Here is a 23,022-nt window from a genome sequence, read left to right as displayed (position 1 = left end):
AGGCCGCGTTAAGGATCCAAATGGCCGACGCCGGCCCTTGCCGTCAACGCGAGTAGCGTGGAAGGCGAACCTTCCCCGTGTTTCGTGAAGACGTTTTTCGAGAACAGGAACCCGCAAGCCACACCGTTGGTTTCACCCAGATCGGGTTACGGGGGCCTTCAATGGATAAAAGCTTGAACAAGTCGCTCGACCTCTTCCCGATCGGCAACTGCGCTGTGAGCGCGTTGATCGACACCGCCGGCCGCTTCGTCTGGGGCTGCGCGCCGCGCGTCGATTCCGACCCGGTGTTCAGCGCCCTGCTGGACAACGCCGATCCCGCCGGTCCGGACGCCAAGGGCCTGTGGGAGGTCCAGGTCGACCGCAGCGCCGAGGTCCGCCAGGGCTATCTGCGCAACACCCCGATCCTGCGCACCGAGATCGCCGACGAGGACGGGGCGCGGATCGAGATCCTCGACTTCGCCCCCCGCTACCAGCAGTTCGGCCGCATCTTTCGGCCCACCGCCTATATCCGCCTGATCCGGCCGATCATCGGCGTGGCGCGCGTCACCTTGCGCCTGCGGCCCACGGCCGGCTGGGGCGCCAAGGTCGCCGAGCACACCTCGGGCTCGAACCACATCCGCTACCTGTGCTCGGACATGACCCTGCGCCTGACCACCGACGCGCCGGTCTCACATATCCTGGAGGAGCGGACGTTCCGGCTGGAGCAGCCGATCGCCATGTATCTGGGTCCGGACGAGGGTTTCGACGCGCCCGTGGGCCCGACCTGCGAGCGGATGCTGCGCGACACCGAGGCCTATTGGAAGAACTGGGTGCGGGGCCTGGCCATCCCGCTGGACTGGCAGACGGCGGTGATCCGCGCGGCCATCACCCTGAAGCTGTGCGTGCACGAGGAGACCGGCGCGATCGTGGCGGCCCTGACCACCTCGATCCCCGAACACGCCGACAGCGGCCGCAACTGGGACTACCGCTACTGTTGGCTCAGGGACGCCTATTACGTGGTCCAGGCCCTGAACCGGCTGGGCGCGGTCGACATCCTGGAGAACTATCTCGGCTATCTGCGCAACATCGTCGACCGAGCGGCCGGCGGCCACATCCAGCCGCTGTTCGGGGTCGGCTTCGAAGAGATGCTGACCGAGCGCTTCGCCCCCGACCTGCCCGGCTATCGCGGCATGGGGCCGGTGCGGGTCGGCAACCAGGCCTTCGAGCACATCCAGAACGACGTCTACGGCCAGATCATCCTGTCGACCGTCCAGGCCTTCTTCGACGAGCGCCTGCTGCGGCCAGCAACGGTCGAGGACTTCGAGGCGCTGGAACCCGTCGGCGAGCAGGCCTATCGGATGCACGATCAGCCCGACGCCAGCCTGTGGGAGTTCCGCGGCCGGGCCAATGTCCACACCTATTCCTCGGCCATGTGCTGGGCCGCCTGCGACCGCCTGGGCAACGCCGCCGAGAAACTGGGCCTCAAGGACAAGGCCGCCTTCTGGAACGGCCGCGCCGCCCAGGTGCGTAAGACCATCGAGGACCGGGCCTGGAACGAGGAGCTGGGGCGCTTCTCCGCCACCTTCGAGGGCGACGCGCTGGACGCCAGCCTACTGCAGCTGGTCGATCTGCGCTTCCACGCCGCCGACGACCCGCGCAACGTCGCCACGCTGAAGGCGATCGAGGAAGGCTTGCGGCGCGGGGCCTACCTGCTGCGCTACGCCATTCCCGACGATTTCGGCTCGCCGCAGACGGCGTTCAACATCTGCACCTTCTGGCTGATCGAGGCCTTGCACCTGTCGGGCCGCTCGGAGGAAGCGCGCGCGCTGTTCGAGGACATGCTGTCGCGGCGCACCGGCGCGGGCCTGCTCTCGGAGGACATCGGCTTCGCCGACGGGGAGCTGTGGGGCAACTACCCGCAGACCTATTCCCTGGTCGGCCTGATCAACTGCGCGGTGCTGCTGAGCCGGCCCTGGAGCTCGGTGCGCTGACCGCCGCCCGAGGCCGATGTTGCGATTTGGGAAAACTCTGAAATCTAACCGTTACAACCGGCAGGCAACTGCCCAACCGGGACACACAAAAATCGGAGAAGCTCTTTGGTGAGCCGCAAACTGGCCTTGGTCGGCGTACTGGGCTGCGTCGCGACGAGCGCCGCCCACGCGCAGGACGCCAAACCGCCCGTCTCCCCGTCTCAAACGCCCTCCCAAGCGCCCCCTCGCGCGCCGAAGGCCGCGGCGGCGGCGCAAGCCCGCGCGCCCCAGGACGCCGCCAAGCCGGTCACGCCGGAAGATCTCGACACCGAGGTCGAGGCCGTCACCATCACCGCCAGCGGCAAGCCGTTCGGCGCCGTGCTGGGCGACATCCCGCCCGAGGAGACGCTGAGCGCCGCCGACGTCCGCTCGTTCGGGGTCAGCTCGATGACGGACCTGCTCACCGAACTGGCCCCGCAGACCACCAGCGGCCTGGGCGGCGATCCGGTGGTGCTGCTGAACGGCCGCCGCATCTCGGGCCAGGGCGAGATCCGCGACCTCCCGACCGAGGCCATCCAGCGGGTCGAGATCCTGCCCGAGGAAGTGGCCCTCAAATACGGCTATTCGGCCGACCAGAAGGTCGTCAACATCGTGCTGCGCCAGCGTTTCCGGGCTCGCACGATCGAGGGCGCGGTCGGCGGCTCCGCCGACGGCGGCCAGCTCAGCGAACAGGCCAACTACAGCCAGCTGCGCCTCAATCGCCAGGGCCGCACCAACCTGGCGATCAAGCTGCAGAACAGCGACTCGCTGCTGGAAGGCGATCGCGACCTGATCAGCCGGGGCCAGAGCGGCGTCTACGACTTCGTCGGCAACATCGCCTCGCCCACCGGCGGCGAGATCGATCCGGCGCTCAGCGCCCTGGCCGGTTCGCCGGTCACCGTGGCCGCCGTCCCCGGCTCGGCCGCCGGCGCCGCGCCGAACCTGGCCGCCTTCCTGCCCGGCGCCAACCGGGCCAATGTCAGCGACCTCGGCGACACCCGCACCCTGCTGCCGAAGACCACCCAGGTGTCGATCAACAGCGTCACCAACCGCTACATCTGGGACAATGTCTCGGCGACCCTGAATCTGGGAGCGACGGCCTCGCAGAGCGACTCCCTGCTGGGCCCGGCCCGGGCGCGCCTGCTGATCCCCGCCGGCGATCCCTATTCGCCGTTCGGCCGCGACGTGGCGCTCTTCCGCTATCTCGGCGAGCAGGCCCCGCTGGACCAGACCTCGAAGGCCCTGTCCGGCCACGCCGGCTTCACCCTGAACCGCGACACCGAAACCCTGCGGCTGTCGCTGACCGGCAACTACGACCACGCGGTCAACACCACCCTGACCGACCGCGGCGTCGACCTGACCGGTGTCAACGCCCGCCTGGCGGCCCGCGACCCGACGTTCAACCCCTTCGCCCCATTGGCGGGCCAGCTGGTGCTGTCCGACCGCGCCCGCTCGATCAGCGACACGGCCGACCTGCAGTTCGTGGCCAACGGCGCCCTGGCCCACTTCAAGGCCGGCGACCTGTCGACGACGTTCAAGGCCGGGCTGAACGGCTCGCGCCTGGAGGCGACCTCGCGGCGTTCGGGCGTGGAAAGCGACAGCGAGCTGTCGCGCGGCGACGCCAACGCCCAGGTCAGCTTCGACCTGCCGCTGGCCAGCCGCCGCAAGGGCGTGCGGGCCGGGATCGGCGACCTGTCGACCAACCTGAACCTGGCCGTGCGCCAGGTCTCGGACTTCGGCACCCTGACCACGATCGGCGGCGGCCTGAACTGGTCGCCCATCAAGCCGATCAGCTTCATCGTCTCGGCCACTCGCCAGGAGAACGCCCCCAGCATCGCCCAGCTGGGCAATCCGCTGGTCACGACGCCGAACGCCCAGATCTTCGACTATGTGCGCGGCCAGACCGTCGACGTCACTCGCATCAGCGGCGGCAATCCCGACCTGAGGGCCGAGGAGCGTAACGTCCTGAGGCTGGGCGCGACCTACAAGCCCGAGAAGATCACCGGCCTGTCGCTGACCGCCAACTACACGCGGATCCGGATCAACAATCCCGTCGCCGGCTTCCCGGCCGCCACGGCGGCGGTCGAGGCCGCCTTCCCCGACCGGTTCACGCGCGACGCCGACGGCAATCTGACTCGCGTCGACACCCGCCCGGTCAACTTCGCCAAGCGCGAGAGCCAGCAGTTCCGCTGGGGCCTGAACTTCTCGCGCCAGATCGGCAAGACCCCGCCGCCGCCGCCCGGCGGCTGGCGCGGCCGCCAGGGCGGCGGCTTCGGCGGCGGTGGGCAAGCCGGACAGTCGACCGTGCCCGGCGCCGAGCTGCTGCCCCGCAACACCGGCGACAACGACACGAACCGCCCGCCGCAGCCGCAGCCCGATACGACCGACACCACCGCCCAGACCCAGCAGACGGGCCAGAACCCGCCGACGGGCGAAGAGCCCCCGCGCCCGGCCTTCGACGGCGGCGGACGCGGCGACGGCCCGGGCGCGCGCGGCTTCGGCGGCGGTGGCGGCGGCGGACGCGGCGGCTTCGGCGGCCGGGGCGGCGGCGGCAATCCGCGCGCCACCCGCCTGCAGCTGGCGCTGTTCCACACCATCCATCTGCGCGAGCGGGTGACGATCGACGACGCCCTGCCGGCCCTGGACCTCTTGAACGGCGACGTGCTGGGCTCGGGCGGCGGCCAGCCCCGCCATGAGGTCGAGGCCCAGGCGGGGCTCACCCACTACGGCCTGGGCGCGCGCCTGTCGGCCAACTGGAAGAGCGGCACCCACGTCAACGCCGGTGTCGGCGGCGCGACCACCGATCTGGACTTCTCGGACCTGGCGACCGTCAACCTGCGCCTGTTCGCCGATCTGGGCGTGCGACGCGAGCTGGTCCAGAAGCATCCGATCCTGCGCGGCACGCGGCTGAGCTTGTCGGTCAACAACCTGTTCGACCAGCAGCAGACGGTGCGCGACGCCAATGGCGCGATCCCGGTGACCTACCAGCCCGACTACCTCGATCCACGCGGTCGGGTGGTGCAATTCAGCGTCCGCAAGCTGCTGTTCTAGACCCATTCAGGGCCCTCATCGGCGCTCACGATCCCGGGAACTCGAGCGCTTCCCGGGATCGAACCCGGCCGTCCGGCGTTTTTGGCGGATGTTGCTTACTGATGAGGGGGTTCTCGCCATGACCGCGGCACAGCCGGTCTCGCGGGCGGAGTCTGTCGACCTTCCGCCCCCGCCCTTCGACCTGCCGCGCCGATCGGCGCTGTTCCTGGATCTCGACGGCACGCTCGCGCCGATCATGCCGCGCCCCGACGACGTTGGCCCCGATCCCGGCCGCGCACGGCTGATCGCCCGTCTGCGCGAGGTCTTCGAGGACCGCGTCGCGGTGGTCAGCGGCCGCGCCTTGCCTGACCTGGACCACATCCTCTCCGGCGGCGTGACCGCGATCGCCGCCGTGCACGGCCTGGTGCGCCGCACCGCCGACGGCGCGGTCACCAGTCGCGAACCCCACGCCGGCCTCGAGGACGCCCGCCGCATCCTGGGCGAACTGGCCCATTGCGAACACGGCCTGCTGTTCGAGGACAAGGGCCTCAGCGTCGCCCTGCACTACCGCAACGCGCCCGCCTGCGCCGAGGCCGTGATCGAGGCCGCCGAGCGCCTGTCCCAGGCCACCGGCCTCGTCCTGCAGCTGGGCGACATGGTGGCCGAGCTGCGCACGCCCGGCGCCGACAAGGGCGCGGCGGTGCGGGCCTTCCTGCGCGAGCCGCCGTTCGCCGGGGCCACGCCGGTGTTCGTCGGCGACGACCTGACCGACGAGGACGGCTTCGCCGCCGTCAAGCGCCTGGGCGGCTTCGGCGTGCTAGTCGGCGAGATCCGGCCGACCGAGGCCCGCTATCATCTCGCCGACACGGCGGCCGTCTATCGCTGGCTGGAAGGGCTCTGCGCGCCCGTGGGCGCCGGGGTGCACGCATGAGCCGGCTGATCGTCGTATCCAACCGCGTCAATCCGCCGAACCCGGCCGAGGGCGGCGAAGGCAGCGTCGGGGGCCTGGCCATGGCCCTGGCCGCGGCCCTGCGCGAATACTCCGGCATCTGGTTCGGCTGGAGCGGCAAGACCATTCCGGAATTCACCGGCCAGCTGAACATGCAACGGATCGAGGGCGTGACGGTCGCCACCGTCGACCTCGAGGAGACCGACTACCAGGAGTACTACAACGGCTACGCCAACAAGACGCTGTGGCCGCTGTTCCACTACCGCGTCGACCTGACCGCCTACGACCGCTCGTTCGGCGAGGGCTATGACCGGGTCAACAAGCGCTTCGCCGAGACCCTGCTGCCGCTGATCGAGCCCGACGACATCGTCTGGGTCCACGACTACCACCTGATCCCGGTCGCCCGCGAGCTGCGGCGGATGGGCGTGACCAACCGGATCGGCTTCTTCCTGCACATCCCCTGGCCGGCCCACCAGCTGGTCACCACCCTGCCCCGCCACCGGGCGCTGGTGGAGGCCCTGTTCCACTACGACCTGATCGGCTTCCAGACCGAGGAGTCGCTGCAGGCCTTCGAAGGCTACGTGTTCTCGGAAGTGCACGGCTCCAAGAACGATCGCGGCGAGCTGGTCGCGTTCGGCCAGCGCACCCAGGCGGCCGCCTTCCCGATCGGCGTCGACGCCAAGGACTTCGCCGAGATCGTCCAGGGCGAGACCGCCCGCAAGGTCTACGACCGGATGATGGCCCACAGCGTCTTCCGCAAGATGATCGTCGGCGTCGACCGCCTCGACTATTCAAAAGGGCTGGAAGAGCGGCTGGTCGGCTTCGAGCGGTTCCTGCACGACCATCCCGACCTGCGCAGCAAGGTGATGCTGCTGCAGATCGCGCCGCTGTCACGTGACGAGGTCGAGGCCTACCAGGACCTGCGCGGACGGCTGGACGGCCTGATCGGCCGCATAAACGGCGCCTATGCCGAGATGGACTTCACCCCGATCCGCTACGTCAATCGCTCCTACCGGCGCGACGAGCTGGCCGGGATCTACCGGGCCGCCAAGGCCGCCCTGGTCACGCCGCTGCGCGACGGCATGAACCTGGTGGCCAAGGAATATGTCGCGGCCCAGGACCCGGAAGATCCGGGCGTGCTGATCCTCTCCCGCTTCGCCGGCGCGGCGCGGCAGATGCGCGACGCCCTGATCATCAATCCCAACAGTCCCGAGGAAATCTCCGACGCCCTCGAGCGGGCCCTGTCGATGGGCCTGAAGGAGCGCAAGCGGCGCTGGGAGGCCTTGTTCGACAATGTCGAGCGCGAGGACGTCACCGCCTGGCGCGACAACTTCGTGGCGGCCCTGCGCGCGCGGCCGGGTCCCGGCGAGGACGACGCGGAAATCAAGCCGCCGCCCGTGCGCTCGCTGGACGTGGCGGCCAAGGCCCTGCGGACCCAGGGTCCCGAAGCGAAGGCGATGCGGGCTTAGGGAAACTCCCTTCTCCCCTTGCGGGAGAAGGTGTCAGCGAAGCTGACGGATGAGGGGTTGAAAGGCCTGTCCGATAGGGCGGCGCGACCCCTCACCCGACCCTTCGGGCCACCCTCTCCCGCGAGGGGAGAGGGATAACATCCCCCTCAGCGGCCCTCGCCCATCTCGTCGATCAGCTTCTTCAGCCGCTCCACCTCGTCGGCCTTCAGCGGACGGTGTTGGGCGAAGTGGCTGATCAGCGGCGCCAGCTGACCCTCGAACAGGCGGTCGAGCAGGCCCTGGCTCTCGGACAGCACATAGGCGCTGCGGTCGATCAGCGGCCGATAGCCGTGCTTGCCGTCGGCGCGCTCGGACTTGATCGCCTTCTTCTTCAGGAGGCGGTTGATCAGCGTCTTGACCGTGGCCTCGCCCCAGGCCTGCGAGGCCCCTACCTCGGCGACCAGGTCGTCGGCCGACATCGGCTGGCGGCGCCAGAGCGCTTCCATGACATGGGCTTCCGCGGCGGTGATGTGCATGACGCTTACATCCGTAATTCTTGGGGGACGCTATACCCGCTATTACGGGTGTCAAGTCATCCGGCCGTCACCACGGATCGGTCGCCCCGAAGCGGCGCGGTTCACGGCCGCATTGTCAATGACACCGGTTTCCACTAGAGACGTGACAACACCCGCCAAGCGGGACCCGTGCCGAAATCGAGGGAGGATCTACGGCGTGACCGTTTCTGAGGCCGACAGCGAGGTTTTCACCCCCGCGGCCATCGCCCCCCAGTTCGTCAAGGCTCGTCAAGCGGGCGTCAGCGTCCCCGGCTATCCGGGCGGGGTGATTCCCTCGAGCATGGCCGAGGGCTATGCGGTGCAGGATATCGCCATCGATCTATGGCCCGACGAGCTGGTCGGCTGGAAGGTCGGCCTGGTGCCGCCGCAGCATCGCGAGCGCCTCGGCGCCGAGCGGCTGGCCGGCTGCATCTTCAAGTCCAAGGTCCAGCAAGCCTCGACCGGTGAGCCCAACACGTTCCGCGCCATCGACGGCGGCTTCTGCGCCGTCGAGGCCGAATTCATCGTCCGCCTGGGCAAGGACGCCCCGGCCGACAAGACCGAATGGACCGCCGAGGAAGCCGCCGAATACGTGGGCGAACTGCTGGTCGGCGTCGAGATCGCGGGCAGCCCGCTGAAGACCATCAACGCCCTGGGCCCCACCGTCGTGGCGTCCGACTTCGGCAACAACGATGGTCAGATCATTGGTCAGGCCATTTCCAACTGGCGCGACGTCGCCTGGGAGGATATGCCGGTCGAGACCATCATCAACGGCAAGTCGGTGGGCACGGCGACAGCCGCGACCATTCCGGGCTCTCCGCTGGCCGCCCTGGCTTTCCTGCTGGGAACCGTGGCCGCGCGGGGCAAGCCGCTGAAGAAGGGCATGATCGTCACCACCGGCGCGACCACGGGCATTCACGACGTGGCCGCCGGCGACGTCGCCCACATCAGTTTCGGCCCGTACGGAACCGTGGACTGCGTCGCCGTGCCGGCGAAATAACGAACGCGAGCGCGGCGCCCGAAATCGTATGGCGGTTTCGCCGGGGGTCATGCTCTAAACATTGTTGATTGGAGCGGTCGCCGCCTCATTCGGATGAAAAATCCGGAGGGGCGCGAGCTCTCGGGGAAGGAAGGCGTGCCCATGGACGTTTCGCAGACGCCCACCCCGTCCGAGAAGATCGGGCGGTATCGGTGGGTGATCGTCACGCTGCTGTTCGCGGCGATGGTCATCAACTATGTCGATCGTCAGACGATCGGGCTTCTGAAGGCGGACCTGTCGAAGGAATTCGGCTGGGACGAAACGCATTACGCGGATCTCGTCTTCTACTTTCAGCTGGCCTACGCCGTGGCCTACATGGCCTGGGGCCGGATCATGGACAAGATCGGGGCCCGCTGGGGCTTCGGCATCGCCTTCTTCATCTGGCAAGTGGCGCACATCGCCCACGCCGCCGCGCGGGGCTTCGGCGGCTTCGCCTTCGCCCGCATGGGCCTGGGCGTCGGCGAGGCCGGCGGCTTCCCGGGCGGCATCAAGGCCGTGGCCGAGTGGTTCCCCAAGAAGGAACGCGCCTTCGCCACCGGCCTGTTCAACGCCGGCACCAACATCGGCGCCATCGTCACCCCCCTGGTCGTGCCCGGCATCGTGCTGGCCTTCGGCTGGCAGATGGCCTTCATCGTCACTGGCGTCGCCGGCCTGGTCTGGCTGCCGATCTGGCTGCTGGTCTATCGCCGCCCGCGCGAGCAGAAGCGCGTCTCGGCCGCCGAGCTGGCCTATATCGAGCAGGATCCGGCCGACCCGGTCGAGAAGATCGGCTGGTCCAAGCTGCTGACCAAGCGCGAAACCTGGGCCTTCGCCCTGGGCAAGTTCCTGATCGATCCGATCTGGTGGATGTTCCTGTTCTGGCTGCCCGACTTCCTGGGCAAGCGCTACGGCCTGGACCTGAAGACCTTCGGTCCGCCGCTGATCGCCATCTACCTGCTGTCGGACGTCGGTTCGGTCGCCGGCGGCTGGCTGTCCTCCAACCTGATGAAGAAGGGCTGGAGCATCAACAACGCCCGCAAGACCACCATGCTGATCTGCGCCCTGCTGGCCGTGCCCGTGATGTTCGCCGCCAAGGCCGACAGCGTCTGGGTGGCCGTGCTGATCATCGGCGTCGCCACGGCGGCCCACCAGGGCTTCTCGGCCAACCTCTACACCCTGCCCTCGGACGTGTTCCCGCGCGCCGCCGTCGGCTCGGTGGTGGGCATCGGCGGGATGCTGGGCGCGCTCGGCGGCATGGCCTTCTCGAAGTACATCGGCAAGGTCCTCGACAGCATCGGCACCTACACCCCGATCTTCGTCGTCGCCGGTTCGGCCTATCTGATCGCGCTGATCGTCATCCACCTGCTCTCGCCCAAGATGGAGCCCGCCAAGCTCTAGGGCCAACAGGATCACTTTCGTGAGACACGGAAAGGCCGGGGAGAAATCCCCGGCCTTTTTCGTTTAGAACGCGACCATGCCCGCCTCCTCCCCGCTCAAGGTCGCCCTCGTCGGCTACGGCTATGTCGGCAAGACGTTCCACGCGCCGCTGATCGTCGCGACGCCGGGCCTGACCCTGCGCGCCGTGGTGTCCAGCGACCCGGCCAAGGTCGCCGCCGACCTGCCCGACGCCCGCGTCGCCCCGGATCTGGCCGAAGCCCTGGCCGATCCCGCGATCGACCTGGTGGTCATCGCCACGCCCAACGCCCTGCACGCCCCCCAGGCGATCGCGGCGCTGAACGCCGGCAAGCACGTCGTGGTCGACAAGCCCTTCGCGCTCAGCGCCGCCGAGGCCCGGACCATGGCCGAGACGGCGCGGGCAGCGGGCAAGCTGCTGACGGTGTTCCACAACCGCCGCTGGGACAGCGACTTCCTGACCGTGAAGCGCCTGATCGCCGACGGGACCCTGGGCGAGGTCGTCCAGTTCGAGAGCCATTTCGACCGCTTCCGCCCCGTGGTCCGCGACCGCTGGCGCGAGCGGGCCGGACCGGGCGCCGGCGCCTGGATGGACCTGGGGCCTCACCTGCTGGACCAGGCGCTGGTGCTGTTCGGCGAGCCCTTGGCCGTGACCGCCGACATCGGCGTCCAGCGTCCGGGCGCCGGGGCCGACGACTACTTCCACGTCGTGCTGCGCTATCCGACCCTGCGGGTGATCCTGCACGGCAGCCTGCTGACCGCCGCCTCGGACCTGCGCCTGGCCGTCCACGGAACCGGCGGCAGCTTCGTCAAGCACGGCCTCGACCCGCAGGAGGCCCAGCTGAAGGCCGGCATGGTCCCCGGCGCGCCCGGCTGGGGCCGCGACAGCCGCCATGGCGTGCTGACCACGGTCGAGAACGACGCCCAGGTCCACGCCGACGTCTCGCCCGAACCGGCCGACTACCGGGCCTTCTACGCCGGCGTGCGCGAGGCGACCCTGCACGGCGCGCCCTCACCCGTACCGGTCGAGGAGGGTTTGCGGGTGATGGACCTGCTGGAACTGGCCCGGAGGGCTTCGGAGGCGCGGCGGGAGCTGACGGTTTAGCCTTCCAAATCCGGGTAGCCCGCGTCTCGAAAACCGGCTTAACCTCCCGCCCATGCGCGCCTCCCTGCTTACCGCCTCCGCCGCCCTCGCCGTCGCCCTCGCCGCCTGTGGCCCCGCTCCCGCCCAGCCGGGACAGGTGGGTCCTCCGGTCGAGACCCGCCCGCCCAACGCTCCCGAGCAGAAGCCCGCCTTCGCCGGCCAGACCCGGGCGCCGGGCCTGAACTCGGGCGTCATGGGCCAGTACGCGACCCTGGCCAGCGGCCTCGACCACCCCTGGGGCATGACCTTCCTGCCGTCGGGCGAGATCCTGCTGACCGAGCGCGCCGGACGCCTGCGGGTCTTCGGCAAGGACGGCAAGCTGTCGCCCGCTGTCGCCGGCCTGCCGGCCGTGTACGCCGAGGGCCAAGGCGGCCTGCTCGACGTGGCCCTTGACCCCGCCTACGCCAGCAACGGCCTCGTCTATTGGAGTTACGCGGAAGCCGAAGGCGGCGTGAACGGCACCGCCGTCGCGCGCGGCAAGCTGGTGCTCGGCGCCGCGCCCAAACTCGAAAACGTCCAGGTCATCTGGCGCCAAGCGCCGAAGATGGACAGCGCCCTGCACTTCGGCGGCCGCCTGGTCTTCGCCCCCGACGGCAAGCTGTTCATCACCACCGGCGAGCGCTCGATCCAGGAAGGCCGCGTTCAGGCCCAGCACCTGGACGCCACCCTGGGCAAGGTGATCCGCGTCAACGCCGACGGCTCGATCCCGTCCGACAACCCGTTCGTCAAGACGGCCGGCGCCAAGCCCGAGATCTGGTCGCTGGGCCACCGCAACATCCAGGCCGCCGCGCTCGATCCCAGCGGCAAGCTGTGGACCGTCGAGCACGGCGCCAAGGGCGGCGACGAGCTGAACCATCCCGAGCCCGGCAAGAACTACGGCTGGGCGGCCATCGCCTATGGCGAGGAATATTCCGGCAAGCCGATCGGCGACGGGATCACCCAGAAGGATGGGCTGGAACAGCCGGTCTATTACTGGGATCCGGTGATCGCCCCTTCGGGCATGGCCTTCTATGAGGCAAGCCTGTTCCCCGCCCTGAAGGGCAGCCTGCTGATCGGCTCGATGAAGGAGCAGCACGTAGACCGCCTGGTCCTGAAGGACGGCAAGGTGGTCGGCGAGGAGCGCCTGTTCACCGACATCGGCGGCCGCGTCCGCGACGTCACGGTCGGCCCGGACGGCGCGATCTACGTCCTGACCGACGAGGACGACGGCAAGCTGATCAAGGTGACGCCGAAGGGGTGAGGCGTCAGGCCGCGGCCAGGGCCATCAGATCCCGGAGTTGATGCTCGGCATAGGGCTTGCCGATGAAGTGGCCGCGAGCAGGCATCTGCTCGGCGGTCGGCCGCTCACGGCCCGACGTCAGGATCACCCGCATCAGCGGCCGGCGGACTCGGACCTCCGCCGCCAGGGCGAAGCCGTCCATGCCGGGCATGTTGATGTCCGTGAACAGCACGCTGATCTCGGGATTTTCATCGAGGAAGGATAGCGCCTCGACGCCGTCGTCCGCCTCCAGGATCAAGTAGCCCGCCTCACGAAGGCAGTCGGCGGCGACACAGCGAATGAACGGCTCATCGTCGACCACCAGGATCGTCGTCCGATTCACCAGCTTTTCCATGATAGTTTCAACACCCGCGACACCCGCAGGTTCCGCCTAACTTGATTAACCAATTGCGGTCAGCGCCTTGCTTTTTTTCAGCGTGCGAGGCGCGCTTGCGAGAAACGCAGGTTCGTCTGCAATCCCGTCGCCGTCCATTCGCGTGACCACTGTCCGCGAAGCTGCCGGACGACGGCGTTTTCCAGAAGGATGCTGCCGAAGCCCCCGCCCTGGACGACCTCGGTTACGGCCAGGGTACGGGAGACGTGCTCGCACCACGCGACAGCCACGTCGTCCCCGTCCTTGGTCATCTCGATCCTGACCGTGCCGCCCGCGTGACCCAAGGCCCCGTATTTCAGGGCGTTGGTCGCCAGCTCATTGATGATCAAGGCCATCGAGGTGGTGGCGGCGCGGCCTATGCGAACGTCGTCGCCCGACACCGTCACACGCCGATGGAGGCTGTCCAGGTCGCCATAGGGCTCCAGCAGGACATGCAGGAGCACCAGCAGGGTCTGCGGCGCGACCTCGGAGCCACCCACCGCCTCGGGCGGCGTCACATAGGCCATCGCCCGGCCCAGGCCGAACAGGCGTGTCCGCAGGGCGTCGGCGAACGGCCGGGCGGCCGCGTCGGCCCTGGCGGAAAGTGAGATCACACCGTCGACGACCGCGAACATGTTCTTGATGCGGTGCGCGAGCTCCCGGAGCAGCAAGGACTTCTCTTCATTGGCCTTCAGGCGTTCGGAGATGTCCATGGAGACTCCGACCAGGCGCAAGGGCGCGCCATCGACGCCTCGGGTGATGTCGGCGCGCATCTGGATGAAGCCGATGGCCGTGTCGGGCCGAACGATCTGGAACTCGATCGCGAAATCCCCATCGACGTCCGGGTTCCTGAACGCCTCCCGCACACGCCGGCGGTCGTCGGCATGGACGGCGTCCAGCAGCACCGGCAGGTCGAACGCCTCGGCCGCCAGTCGCCCGAAATTCTCCCGGAACACCGACGAGGCCGTCAGCTCGCCCGAGATCAGGTCCAGGTCCCACAAGCCCATGCGGCCAGCGCCCGTGGCGAAGCGAAGCCGCTGCTCGCTGTCGCGCTGCGCCTGCAGCCGACGCGCCGACTCGGTCGCCAGGTCGGCGTTGTGGCGTTCGAGGTCTTCCAATCTTTGCAGCTCGGCGGTGACGTCGAACTGACTGGCGATGAAATAGCTCAGGTCACCGCCGGCGTCGTGGACCGGCGCCATCTGCAGGCGGTTCCAGAACACCGAACCGTCCTTGCGATGGTTGCGCACGTCGATGGCGATTGCCCGTCCCTGCCTCACGGCGGCGCGGATGGCGTCGACCACCGCCGGGTCGGACTGGGGACCCTGAAGGAAGCGGCAATTGCGCCCGATCACCTCCTCGCGGTCATAGCCGGTGAGCTGACAGAAGGCGTCGTTGACGAACACCAGCGGATTGTCCGCCAGGCGCGGGTTCGTGATGATCATCGGCGTGCCGGTCGCCCGCACGGCGGCGGCGAACGGATCGCTATCGCCGCCGAACCCGGCGAAGGTCCCGCCGTGATCGAGCGTCAACGGGGCGGGAGCTACAAGGACAGTCCGGCGCTGGGGCATGGTCGCTCCGGCGCACGGCAAGACCAGAGAAGTCGTCCCTGTCGGTCGCGTTCTAGCCGTAGCGGCTTAGCGGACCGGGCGCCAGCGGCAATGGCGGGCCGGATTTCGAGGCGGACGATCTTCGGATCGGGCTCACGACTTGCCGGCGCCGCGCTCCAACAAGAGAAAGCGCCCACGCCGCCAAACCTCTCTCCCCCTCCACGAACTCTGCTATCAATCCCGCATGCAACGCAGGCGAAGCATCCTCATCGTGGGCGGCGGGACGGCCGGGTGGCTGACGGCCGCCTATCTGGCCAAGGCCTTGCGCGTGGCCGAGCAGGCGCACCTGGAAATCACGCTCCTGGAATCGCCCGACATCGGCATCATCGGCGTCGGCGAGGCCACCTTCCCCACCATCCGCAACACCCTGCGGTTCTTAGGCATCGACGAGGCGCATTTCATTCGCGAGACCTCGGCGACCTTCAAGCAGGGCATCCGCTTCGTCGACTGGGCCCGGGCGCCAGACAACGACAAAAAAGGGGGCGGCAAGCATCACAGCTTCTTCCACCCGTTCGAGGCGCCGTTCTCGACCGAGGGCGCCAGCCTGGCCCCCTACTGGCTGCTGCAGAACGAGGCCACCCGCGCGCCGTTCGCCGAGGCCGTCACCATCCAGGCCCGCGTCGCCGACGCCCAGCGCGCGCCCAAGCGCCCGCACGAGAGCGACTTCGCCGGCCCGCTGAACTACGCCTACCACTTCGACGCCGCCAAGCTGGCCCAGGTGCTGGCCGAGCGCGGCCGCGAACTGGGCGTGCGCCACTTGACGGGCAATCTCACCGAAACCGTCCTCGACGACACCGGCGCCATCGCCCACATCGTCTGCGCCGAGCATGGCGACCTCTCGGCCGACCTCTATGTCGACTGCACGGGGTTCCGGGCCGAGCTGATCGGCAAGGCGCTGGGCTCGCCGTTCAAGTCGGCGCGGCCCGTGCTGTTCGCCGACCGCGCCCTGGCCTGCCGCGCGCCCTACGAGCGCCCCGACGCGCCGATCCAGAGCTACACCGTCGCCACAGCCCACGAGGCCGGCTGGACCTGGGATATCGGCCTGGCCGGAACCCGCGGCGTCGGCTGCGTCTATTCCAGCGATCACATCGACGACGACCGGGCCGAGGCCATCCTGCGCGACTATCTCGGCGGCGGTGAAATCCAGCCTCGCCTGATCAGCTTCGACGCCGGCTATCGCGAGAAGCAGTGGATCAAGAACTGCGTCTCGGTGGGCCTGTCGGCCGGCTTCCTGGAGCCGCTGGAGTCCACCGGCGTCGTCCTGATCGAGGCCGCCGTGGCGATGATCGCCGAGCTGTTCCCGCACTCAGGCCCGGTCGGCGCGCCGGCCCGCCGCTTCAACGAGCTGATGACGGCGCGCTACGACAACATCATCGTCTTCCTGAAGCTGCACTATGCCCTGAGCCGCCGGACCGAGCCATTCTGGCGCGAGAACACCGATCCGGCCACCATGCCCGAGCGGCTGGTCGACCTGCTGGACCAGTGGCGCCACCGCCCGCCGGCCCGGTTCGACTTCATCCTGGATCTCGAGACCTTCGCCTTCTTCAACTACCAGTACATTCTGTACGGCATGGGCTTCGAAACCGACCTGGCCGACGGGGCCGGCGAGTTTCCCGACGTGGCGACGGCGCAAAAGCTGTTCGCCAAGATCCGCGGCTTCGCCGACCGCGCCACCCAGGACCTGCCCAGCCATCGCGACCTGATCGCCCAGATCAACCGCTTCGGCTTCGACAAGGCGCTGGAACAGGCCTAGGCCTATCTACATTCACCGCGAACAGAATTTACCCGCCTTCCTGGGCCTTGTGCCCAGGACCCAGGGTTCAGATTCAACAGGATTGAGGCTGACTTCACGGCCTTTCGGTCGCGCAAACCCAAAGAGTCCACGCCTGCCTCGAACATGGGTCCTGGGCACAAGGCCCAGGAAGGCGGCGGATTTTGCACCTGCCCCAGATGAATGCCGATTGGCTCTAGAGCCGATCCTCACTCGGGACATCCATCCCGGACAGCAGCCCGCTGATCGTCGCCATCAGCGCGCCGGCGACGATCGGCTTGGTCAGGAAGGCGTCGGCCCCGGCGGTCAGGCCGGCGATCTGGTGCTCCGGCAGCGCGTTGGCGGTCAGCATCACGATCGGCGTCGCCTTCGCGCCGGCGTCGCGCTCAGCCTGGCGGATGTGGGCGATGGCTTCCAGGCCGCCCATGTTGGGCATCTGCATGTCCATCAGCACAAGGTCGTATTCGCCGGGCCTGAACCTTGTGACGGCGTCCTGCCCGTCGACGGCCATGGTCAGTTCCACGCCCAGACCCTCCAGCATCAAGGCCACGACGCGGCGGTTGATGTCGTGGTCCTCGGCCAGCATGATCTTCAGCGTGCGCCCCGCGTTCAGGACGAGGTTGCCGGGCGAAGGCGCGGCGCGATCAGCCACCGCCACCGGCAGCGTCAGGCGCACCCTGAAGCGGGAGCCCTCCCCGGCGACGGAATCGACCTCGATCTCGCCGTTCATCAGCCGCGTCAGGGCCCGGGAAATCGACAGGCCAAGACCCGTGCCGCCGAACCGCCGGGTGATCGAGCCGTCGGCCTGCGCGAAGCGCGCGAACAGGCGCCGGCCGGTCTCGGCGTCGAAGCCGATGCCCGTGTCGGTGACCGTCAGGGTCAGCGCCTGGGCTCCGTCGGTCTCCGGGGCGGCCTCGACGCTCAGGCTCACCTGGCCGCGCTCGGTGAACTTGACGGCGTTGGAGACCAGGTTGCCGAGGATCTGCTTCAGGCGCGCGGCGTCGCCGACATGCCGCTCGGCGGCGGACGGCGCGACGCGCAGATCCAGAGCCAGGCCCTTCTCCTCGGCCTTGGCGCGGAACAGTTCGACGATGGTCTCGCAGGTGGCCCGAAGGTCGAAGATCTCGGCATGGATGGCCAGCTCTCCCGCCTCCACCCGCGCCATGTCCAGAACGTCGTTGAGCAGCACCTGCAGGGAGTCGGCGCTGGTCTCGACCAGCTGGACCATGTCCCGCTGTCGCGGCGCCAGCTCGGTGCGGGCCAGCGCGCCGATGACGCCGATGACGCCGTTCATCGGCGTCCGGATCTCGTGGCTCATATTGGCCAGGAACTCGGACTTGGAGCGGCTGGCCGCCTCGGCCTTTTCCTTGGCCTTGCGCACGGCGGCGTAGGCCCGCTCCAGGCGCTGGGCGCTGCGGTTGCGCGCGCTGAGCGCGGCCGTGGCGGGCACGGCCGTGGCGAAGGTCGAGGCGATGAACAGCTGGACCATGAATTGCTGACGGTAGGGGTCCGTGGGCGCCATGGAGGCGATCGGCCCATGACCGTTGGCCGTCAGCGCCATGGCGACGACGCTGGTCGTCAGCACCGAGACATAGACCCATCCCGGCCCGGCGCGAAAGGCCGTCAGCACCAGCACCGGCATGACCAGGGTCAGGGCGATGAACTGGCCGAAGGTGAACGCCGCAACCGCCAGGGCGACCGTGAGCGCCAGCAGCAGCTGGCGTTCGAGGCCGGCGCCGCTCGCGGCCTGGAACAGCCGCTTCTGCTTCAGGGGCAGCAGGGCCGCCGGCGTGGCGATCAGCAGGCCAAGGCCGTCCTCCAGCGTCCATTGCAGCCAGGCATGGAAGAAGTCGCCGGACGCCCCGTCGATCAGCTCGACCAGGATCTGGCCGATCAAGGCTTCCGTCGCGGCGCTGACGGCGGCGATCAGCGAGAACACCACCAGGCGCCGCGCGCGCGACAGGTCCAGCGCCGCGCCGCAGAAGGTCCGTGTCAGCGCCGCGCCGCCGAAGGCCAGCGCTTGGTTGAGGCTGCTGAACAGCACCGCGTGCGTCAGGTCGATCCGGCCGATCCAGTTGTGGAGCAGATCCACGCTGAAACAGGCCAGGCAGAAGGCGATGCCGAGGCGCGGCGACAGCACCAGGATCGCGGTCAGCAGGATCCCGTTCGAGGGGAAGAAGGCGACCGCGTCGCTGATGTCGCGGCAGAACAGCCAGATGCACAGCTCGACCGCCACATAGGCCAGGAACAGCGCGAAGGCGGCCGGCAGTCCGTGCTTTTGGGCCGATGGCCGATAGAGGTGAAGGCGAACCGCCATCCGAGGACGTCGCCTAGCCCGAGGGCCGGACGACGGCGCGGTCCGAGCCCGCGCGACGATCGATCCCATGATTGCGCAAGCCGGTCATCGCATCCCCCCACGGGCCAAACCCTATGTGGCAAGAGAGCGGGGCCAAGATCAATGAACGGTAAAGTTCGAGCGTTCGGTTTGTCGCACCCGACGCGTCGGACGAGAGCGCCCGCCAGACAAAAGGGCCCGCCGAAGCGGGCCCAAGGGGGAGTGTGTTTTCTGACGAGGGTCAGGCCGCGGCGGGATCCGGCACCGCGCCCAGGGCGCCGCTTTCGCGGGCCTTCTTGCCGTAGACGACCTCGAACAGCGGACTGGCCATCACCGTGGTGACGATCGCCATCAGCACCAGCATCGAGAATAGGGTCGGGCCGATGATGCCCTTCTGCAGGCCGATATTGATGATGATCAGCTCCATCAGGCCGCGCGAGTTCATCAAGGCGCCGATGCCCATGGCCGTGTCGTGGGTCTCGCCGGTCAGGCGGGCGGCGGCGTAGCAGGCGCCCCACTTGGCCAGGACCGAGGCGGCCAGGATGCCGACGGCGATCAACAGCAGGCTCGGCGAGTTGACCATGTCCATCCGGGTGTTGAGGCCCGAATAGGTGAAGAACATCGGCAGCAGCATGACGACGGCGATCGGCTCGACCTTGCGCTTCAGCTCCTCGACCAGCTTGCCGCGCGGCATGACCACGCCGAGGATGAAGCCGCCGAAGATGGCGTGGATGCCGACCGCGTCCATCAGGAAGGCCGAGAAGCAGAAGGCCAGCAGGACCAGCGCCAGGACCGTGGTGCTCATCTGCCCCTCGCGCTCGACCATCCGGCCCAGCGGAGCCAGGATGCGCGGCCCGAAGGTGGTCAGGAACAGCACGTAGGCCAGGCCGCCGCCGATCGCCAGGATCGCCACGCCGGGGCCGCCGCCGAACGTCGCCAGCACCAGGGCCAGCACGCACCACGACACCGCGTCGTCGAAGGCGCCGGCCGTCAAAGACAGCGTGCCCAGCGAGGTCTTGGCCAGGCCGCGCTCATTGATGATCCGGGCCAGCATCGGGAAGGCGGTCAGGGCGATGCAGGCGCCCATGAACAGGGTGGCGTTGGCCTGGCTGATGCCGGCCGCGAACAGGCCCGGGACCTTCAGCAGGAACGGCGTGATCGCCGCCGCGATCAGGAACGGCGCGGCGATGCCGGCGAACGAGACGCTCATCGCGCTCTTGGCCTTGGCCTTGAAGTGGTCGGCCTGGAAGCTGGTGCCGACCATGAACATGTAGAGGCCCACGCCCAGCTGGGCGCCCACGTACAGGACGTTCTTGGTCTCCTTGGGGAACAGCGCCAGTTGGAAATGCGGGAACAGCAGGCCCAGCAAGGACGGGCCCAGCACCACGCCGGCGATCATCTCGCCCACGACCTGGGGCTGCTTGAGGATCTTCTGGCCCAACCAGCCGACCACGCGGCAGGTCAGGATGATGACGGCCAGCTGCAGGAAGAAGTGCACGCTGAAATCGGTCGGCGAGAAGCTCTTCGCCGCGGCCTTGGTCGCCGGTCCGTGGGCGTTGAGCAGGTCCGCCGCCGTGGCGAGCGTCTGCGCGAGTAGGTCTGACACTTGAGTTGGCCCCCTAATGGATGGTCTGGCTTTGCGCCTTGACCTCAAGCCGCGCAGAGATCGCAGCCAGGCGCAATCGGGGACCGGCGTTTTTGATGTATCCGTCAGCCGATTGTTTTCGTTGGCTTATTTTCTGTTGCTCGAACGCTACTATGTAGTAACGTGCCTACAAGACAGCCTTGTCAATGTAGGCATGTAGGTACGAAAATGGACGGCGGAACACGCGCATGAAGGTCCTCACCAGCCGCGACTTCAACCAGGATGTCAGCCAGGCCAAGCGGGCGGCCAGAATCGAGCCGGTGTTCATCACCGACCGCGGCCGGCCTACCCACGTGCTGATGAGCGTCGAGACCTATCGCCGCCTGACGGGTCAGACCGAGACCATCGTCGACCTGCTGGCCATGCCGGGCCTGCCCGCCGTCGACCTGGAGAGCGCGCGTTCCACCGACACCTGGGACCGCCCAGGCCGCCAAAGAGGCGACGCCTGATGCACCTGCTGGACACCGACATCGTCTTCGAGCTGCGCAACGCCAAGGCCGGTACAACCGATCCAGGCCTGGCCGCCTGGGCCGCCGGGGCGGCGCGCTCCAGCCTGTTCATCTCGGCCCTCACCCTGCTGGAACTCGAGACCGCCGCCGCCCGCGCCGAGCGCAAGGACAAGGTTCAAGGCGCAGCGCTCCGCGACTGGCTTGACAACCGCGTCGCCCCCGCCTTCGACGGCCGGGTCATGGCGGTCGACGCCGCCGTGGTCCGCCGCCGGGCTCATGTCCCCCTGGCCGACCCGCGCGACGCCCTGCTGGCCGCCACGGCCCTGGAGCATGGCCTGACCCTGGCCACCCGCGACACGGCCGCCTTCGCCAAGGTCCCGCGCCTGAAGCTGTTCAACCCCTGGGGCTACAAGCCCGAGGCCCTGGACGACGTCGAGGACTGGGGCGAAGCCGCCAAGGTCGGCGCCCAATGGCTGCGCAACATCTTCGTGCGGGGTTAGGCTAGACGGGCGGCCGCGCCCCGACCGTCGCCTCGATCCAGCCGACGATCAGGTTCATAGCCTCGGGGTCGCTCATGCCGCCGCCCAGGGTCCGCCATTCCTCGAGATCGTCGGTTCGCGGCCGTTGCAGGAAGTGGTTCAGCCCCTCGAGCACGACCACGCGAGCCTGCGGATTGCCCCTCAGCGCCGCGCGCGCGACCGGCGCGTTTTGGACCGCCGAGACCATGACGTCCTTCGTGCCATAGATCAGCAGCGCGGGCCCCTTCAGGCGACGCAGAACCTCGGCTGGGCGATAGTCCAGGACAGAGCTCGCGGCGACGTCCGTGAGGCCGGCCACGATGGACTCGGCGGCGTCCGGTGGAATTCGCTCCGCCTTGACCGCGTCCCCGACCGCTTGCGAGATCCGCGCGCGACGAACCGCGGGGTCGGAGGTGGATTTGACGATCGCCAAGAGGCCGTCGACGAACCGTCGCTGGTCCGCGTACGAGCCGCCTCGCGGCCACTGCATCACCAGCTGCCGGGCCACTTGATCGCCGACGACCTGCGCCCCGACGACGGCCGGCGCGACCTGCATCACCACGCCGCGCAATCGCTTGTCCTGGAGCGCCACCGCCGGCGCGACCATCCCGCCCTGGCTGGAGCCCAGCACGACGATGCGCGACGGATCGATGTCCGGGCGGGCGCGCAGGAAGGCGACCGCCGCCTCGGCGTCGGCGGCGAGCCTGGGGATCGTCTCGATACGCTCGCCGCCGGACTGGCCGCAGCCGCGCTTGTCGTACTCCAGCGTCGCGATCCCCGCCGCCAGCAGACGCTCCTGCAGCCGCGTGAAGCCGCCGCGAACCTGCACGCCCGAGCCGCCCAGCATCAGCACGGCCGGAAAGCCCCCCTTCCCGCTCGGCGTCCGCAGGGTCCCGGCCAGGACCGCGCCATCCGAGGCGGTGAAGGCCACGTCCTCGGCCCGCCCGGCGGGCTTGTAGGCCTTCTCGATGGCCACCAGTTCGGCCTCACTGGGCGCGCCGCGCAGAATGATCGCCGGCCCCAGCCTCACCGGTTCGCCCGCGCGGCCCAGGTGCAGGGTCAGGGCGTCCTGGACCGGCGCGGCGTCGGCCTTGGCCACGCCGGTGATCGTAATGCGCTTCCAGTCGCCGGCTCCGACGAGCTCGGTCCGGGCGAAGGTCGGATAAGGCGGGGCATTGGTCAGCAGCAGGGCCGAGATCTTGGCCGACGTCGGCGCCTGCAACCAGAACACCGCCGTATAGGTCTCGCCCGCCTTGACCGCTCCGTTGAATACGGCGGCCGCGCCGCTGCTCCAGGGATCCGCCGTCTCGGTCGCCTCGACGACCACCGCGCCGCCGCCTGGCGGGCCGGCCTCTCGGGCGAAGCTGGTCTTCGCGCCATAGATCAACCAACCTTCGGCCGATGTGACGCCGACCACCTCCGCCGCCCGCGCCATCGGCGCGCCGACCAACAGCAGCACGACAAGGACAAGAACTCGCATGACGCCACCCGACACTGGCCAGTGCGGCGACACCATCACAGG

17 protein-coding genes are annotated in these 23,022 nt (G+C 68.8%); 11 read left to right on the top strand and 6 right to left on the bottom strand.

Annotated features, from left to right (window positions below):
- Positions 1–161 precede the first annotated feature (161 nt).
- From ASC70_RS02090 to otsA, 4 genes are all read left to right on the top strand, one after another.
- Positions 162–1,970 (top strand): glycoside hydrolase family 15 protein, encoded by a 1,809-nt coding sequence (locus ASC70_RS02090; RefSeq protein ID WP_056046019.1) that lies wholly within the window; start codon positions 162–164, stop codon positions 1,968–1,970.
- 108 nt (positions 1,971–2,078) lie between these two features.
- Positions 2,079–5,039, top strand: a complete 2,961-nt coding sequence (locus ASC70_RS02085) for a TonB-dependent receptor (RefSeq protein WP_156396096.1) — start codon at positions 2,079–2,081, stop codon at positions 5,037–5,039.
- Between the two features lie 118 nt (positions 5,040–5,157).
- Positions 5,158–5,949, top strand: coding sequence for a trehalose-phosphatase (gene otsB / locus ASC70_RS02080; protein WP_056046013.1), 792 nt, complete (start codon positions 5,158–5,160; stop codon positions 5,947–5,949).
- Positions 5,946–7,436: an alpha,alpha-trehalose-phosphate synthase (UDP-forming) gene (gene otsA / locus ASC70_RS02075; RefSeq protein ID WP_056046011.1), complete on the top strand. Its 1,491-nt coding sequence runs from the start codon at positions 5,946–5,948 to the stop codon at positions 7,434–7,436. Before otsB ends, otsA begins: the two co-directional genes overlap by 4 nt.
- Positions 7,437–7,582: 146 nt before the next feature.
- Here otsA and ASC70_RS02070 read toward each other — a convergent pair whose 3' ends face one another.
- On the bottom strand, positions 7,583–7,951 hold the full coding sequence (locus ASC70_RS02070; protein ID WP_047411145.1) for a BlaI/MecI/CopY family transcriptional regulator: 369 nt from the start codon (positions 7,949–7,951) through the stop codon (positions 7,583–7,585).
- 196 nt (positions 7,952–8,147) lie between these two features.
- Between ASC70_RS02070 and ASC70_RS02065 the strand changes: the two genes are divergently transcribed.
- From ASC70_RS02065 to ASC70_RS02050, 4 genes are all read left to right on the top strand, one after another.
- Positions 8,148–8,969: a 2-keto-4-pentenoate hydratase gene (locus tag ASC70_RS02065; protein WP_056046007.1), complete on the top strand. Its 822-nt coding sequence runs from the start codon at positions 8,148–8,150 to the stop codon at positions 8,967–8,969.
- 93 nt (positions 8,970–9,062) lie between these two features.
- Positions 9,063–10,385: an MFS transporter gene (locus ASC70_RS02060; protein WP_082539693.1), complete on the top strand. Its 1,323-nt coding sequence runs from the start codon at positions 9,063–9,065 to the stop codon at positions 10,383–10,385.
- Positions 10,386–10,461: 76 nt separating this feature from the next.
- On the top strand, positions 10,462–11,505 hold the full coding sequence (locus ASC70_RS02055; protein WP_056046004.1) for an oxidoreductase: 1,044 nt from the start codon (positions 10,462–10,464) through the stop codon (positions 11,503–11,505).
- 52 nt (positions 11,506–11,557) lie between these two features.
- Complete coding sequence (locus ASC70_RS02050) at positions 11,558–12,784, top strand: PQQ-dependent sugar dehydrogenase (RefSeq protein ID WP_056046003.1); 1,227 nt, start codon at positions 11,558–11,560, stop codon at positions 12,782–12,784.
- A gap of 4 nt (positions 12,785–12,788) precedes the next feature.
- Here ASC70_RS02050 and ASC70_RS02045 read toward each other — a convergent pair whose 3' ends face one another.
- Positions 12,789–13,157, bottom strand: a complete 369-nt coding sequence (locus ASC70_RS02045; RefSeq protein ID WP_056045999.1) for a response regulator — start codon at positions 13,155–13,157, stop codon at positions 12,789–12,791.
- Positions 13,158–13,234: 77 nt separating this feature from the next.
- On the bottom strand, positions 13,235–14,704 hold the full coding sequence (locus ASC70_RS02040) for a PAS domain-containing protein (RefSeq protein WP_056045996.1): 1,470 nt from the start codon (positions 14,702–14,704) through the stop codon (positions 13,235–13,237).
- A gap of 262 nt (positions 14,705–14,966) precedes the next feature.
- Between ASC70_RS02040 and ASC70_RS02035 the strand changes: the two genes are divergently transcribed.
- Positions 14,967–16,535, top strand: a complete 1,569-nt coding sequence (locus tag ASC70_RS02035; RefSeq protein WP_056045994.1) for a tryptophan halogenase family protein — start codon at positions 14,967–14,969, stop codon at positions 16,533–16,535.
- 214 nt (positions 16,536–16,749) lie between these two features.
- On the opposite strand, the gene ASC70_RS02030 is transcribed toward ASC70_RS02035, so the two are convergent.
- Complete coding sequence (locus tag ASC70_RS02030) at positions 16,750–18,870, bottom strand: ATP-binding protein (protein WP_082539691.1); 2,121 nt, start codon at positions 18,868–18,870, stop codon at positions 16,750–16,752.
- Positions 18,871–19,129: 259 nt separating this feature from the next.
- Positions 19,130–20,494, bottom strand: a complete 1,365-nt coding sequence (locus ASC70_RS02025; protein WP_082539690.1) for a cation:proton antiporter — start codon at positions 20,492–20,494, stop codon at positions 19,130–19,132.
- 227 nt (positions 20,495–20,721) lie between these two features.
- Here ASC70_RS02025 and ASC70_RS02020 point away from each other — a divergent pair, with 227 nt between their 5' ends.
- Together ASC70_RS02020 and ASC70_RS02015 are read left to right on the top strand one after the other, a co-directional pair.
- A complete protein-coding gene (locus ASC70_RS02020) occupies positions 20,722–20,982 on the top strand; it encodes a type II toxin-antitoxin system Phd/YefM family antitoxin (protein WP_056045987.1) in 261 nt (86 codons plus the stop codon).
- Positions 20,982–21,482, top strand: coding sequence for a PIN domain-containing protein (locus ASC70_RS02015; protein WP_056045984.1), 501 nt, complete (start codon positions 20,982–20,984; stop codon positions 21,480–21,482). The genes ASC70_RS02020 and ASC70_RS02015 overlap by 1 nt, the downstream gene beginning before the upstream one ends.
- 1 nt (position 21,483) lies before the next feature.
- Here ASC70_RS02015 and ASC70_RS02010 read toward each other — a convergent pair whose 3' ends face one another.
- The gene (locus ASC70_RS02010) at positions 21,484–22,980 is read right to left on the bottom strand and encodes an alpha/beta fold hydrolase (RefSeq protein WP_162247172.1); all 1,497 of its coding nucleotides are present in this window, start codon (positions 22,978–22,980) and stop codon (positions 21,484–21,486) included.
- Positions 22,981–23,022 lie beyond the last annotated feature (42 nt).

It is taken from the genome of Caulobacter sp. Root343 (assembly GCF_001425745.1).
Lineage (GTDB): Bacteria > Pseudomonadota > Alphaproteobacteria > Caulobacterales > Caulobacteraceae > Caulobacter.
The sequence above is the reverse complement of the archived record's forward strand: the minus strand, read 5'-3'. Positions and strand labels throughout refer to the sequence as shown.

What these genes read in the sequence shown, in the direction of transcription:
- ASC70_RS02070 (WP_047411145.1), bottom strand. Translation starts at nt 7,951, where the DNA reads ATGCACATCACCGCCGCGGAAGCCCATGTCATGGAAGCGCTCTGGCGC.
- ASC70_RS02020 (WP_056045987.1), top strand. Translation starts at nt 20,722, where the DNA reads ATGAAGGTCCTCACCAGCCGCGACTTCAACCAGGATGTCAGCCAGGCC.
- ASC70_RS02055 (WP_056046004.1), top strand. Translation starts at nt 10,462, where the DNA reads ATGCCCGCCTCCTCCCCGCTCAAGGTCGCCCTCGTCGGCTACGGCTAT.
- otsA (WP_056046011.1), top strand. Translation starts at nt 5,946, where the DNA reads ATGAGCCGGCTGATCGTCGTATCCAACCGCGTCAATCCGCCGAACCCG.
- ASC70_RS02015 (WP_056045984.1), top strand. Translation starts at nt 20,982, where the DNA reads ATGCACCTGCTGGACACCGACATCGTCTTCGAGCTGCGCAACGCCAAG.
- ASC70_RS02050 (WP_056046003.1), top strand. Translation starts at nt 11,558, where the DNA reads ATGCGCGCCTCCCTGCTTACCGCCTCCGCCGCCCTCGCCGTCGCCCTC.
- otsB (WP_056046013.1), top strand. Translation starts at nt 5,158, where the DNA reads ATGACCGCGGCACAGCCGGTCTCGCGGGCGGAGTCTGTCGACCTTCCG.
- ASC70_RS02090 (WP_056046019.1), top strand. Translation starts at nt 162, where the DNA reads ATGGATAAAAGCTTGAACAAGTCGCTCGACCTCTTCCCGATCGGCAAC.
- ASC70_RS02030 (WP_082539691.1), bottom strand. Translation starts at nt 18,870, where the DNA reads ATGGCGGTTCGCCTTCACCTCTATCGGCCATCGGCCCAAAAGCACGGA.
- ASC70_RS02035 (WP_056045994.1), top strand. Translation starts at nt 14,967, where the DNA reads ATGCAACGCAGGCGAAGCATCCTCATCGTGGGCGGCGGGACGGCCGGG.
- ASC70_RS02060 (WP_082539693.1), top strand. Translation starts at nt 9,063, where the DNA reads ATGAAAAATCCGGAGGGGCGCGAGCTCTCGGGGAAGGAAGGCGTGCCC.
- ASC70_RS02010 (WP_162247172.1), bottom strand. Translation starts at nt 22,980, where the DNA reads ATGCGAGTTCTTGTCCTTGTCGTGCTGCTGTTGGTCGGCGCGCCGATG.
- ASC70_RS02045 (WP_056045999.1), bottom strand. Translation starts at nt 13,157, where the DNA reads ATGGAAAAGCTGGTGAATCGGACGACGATCCTGGTGGTCGACGATGAG.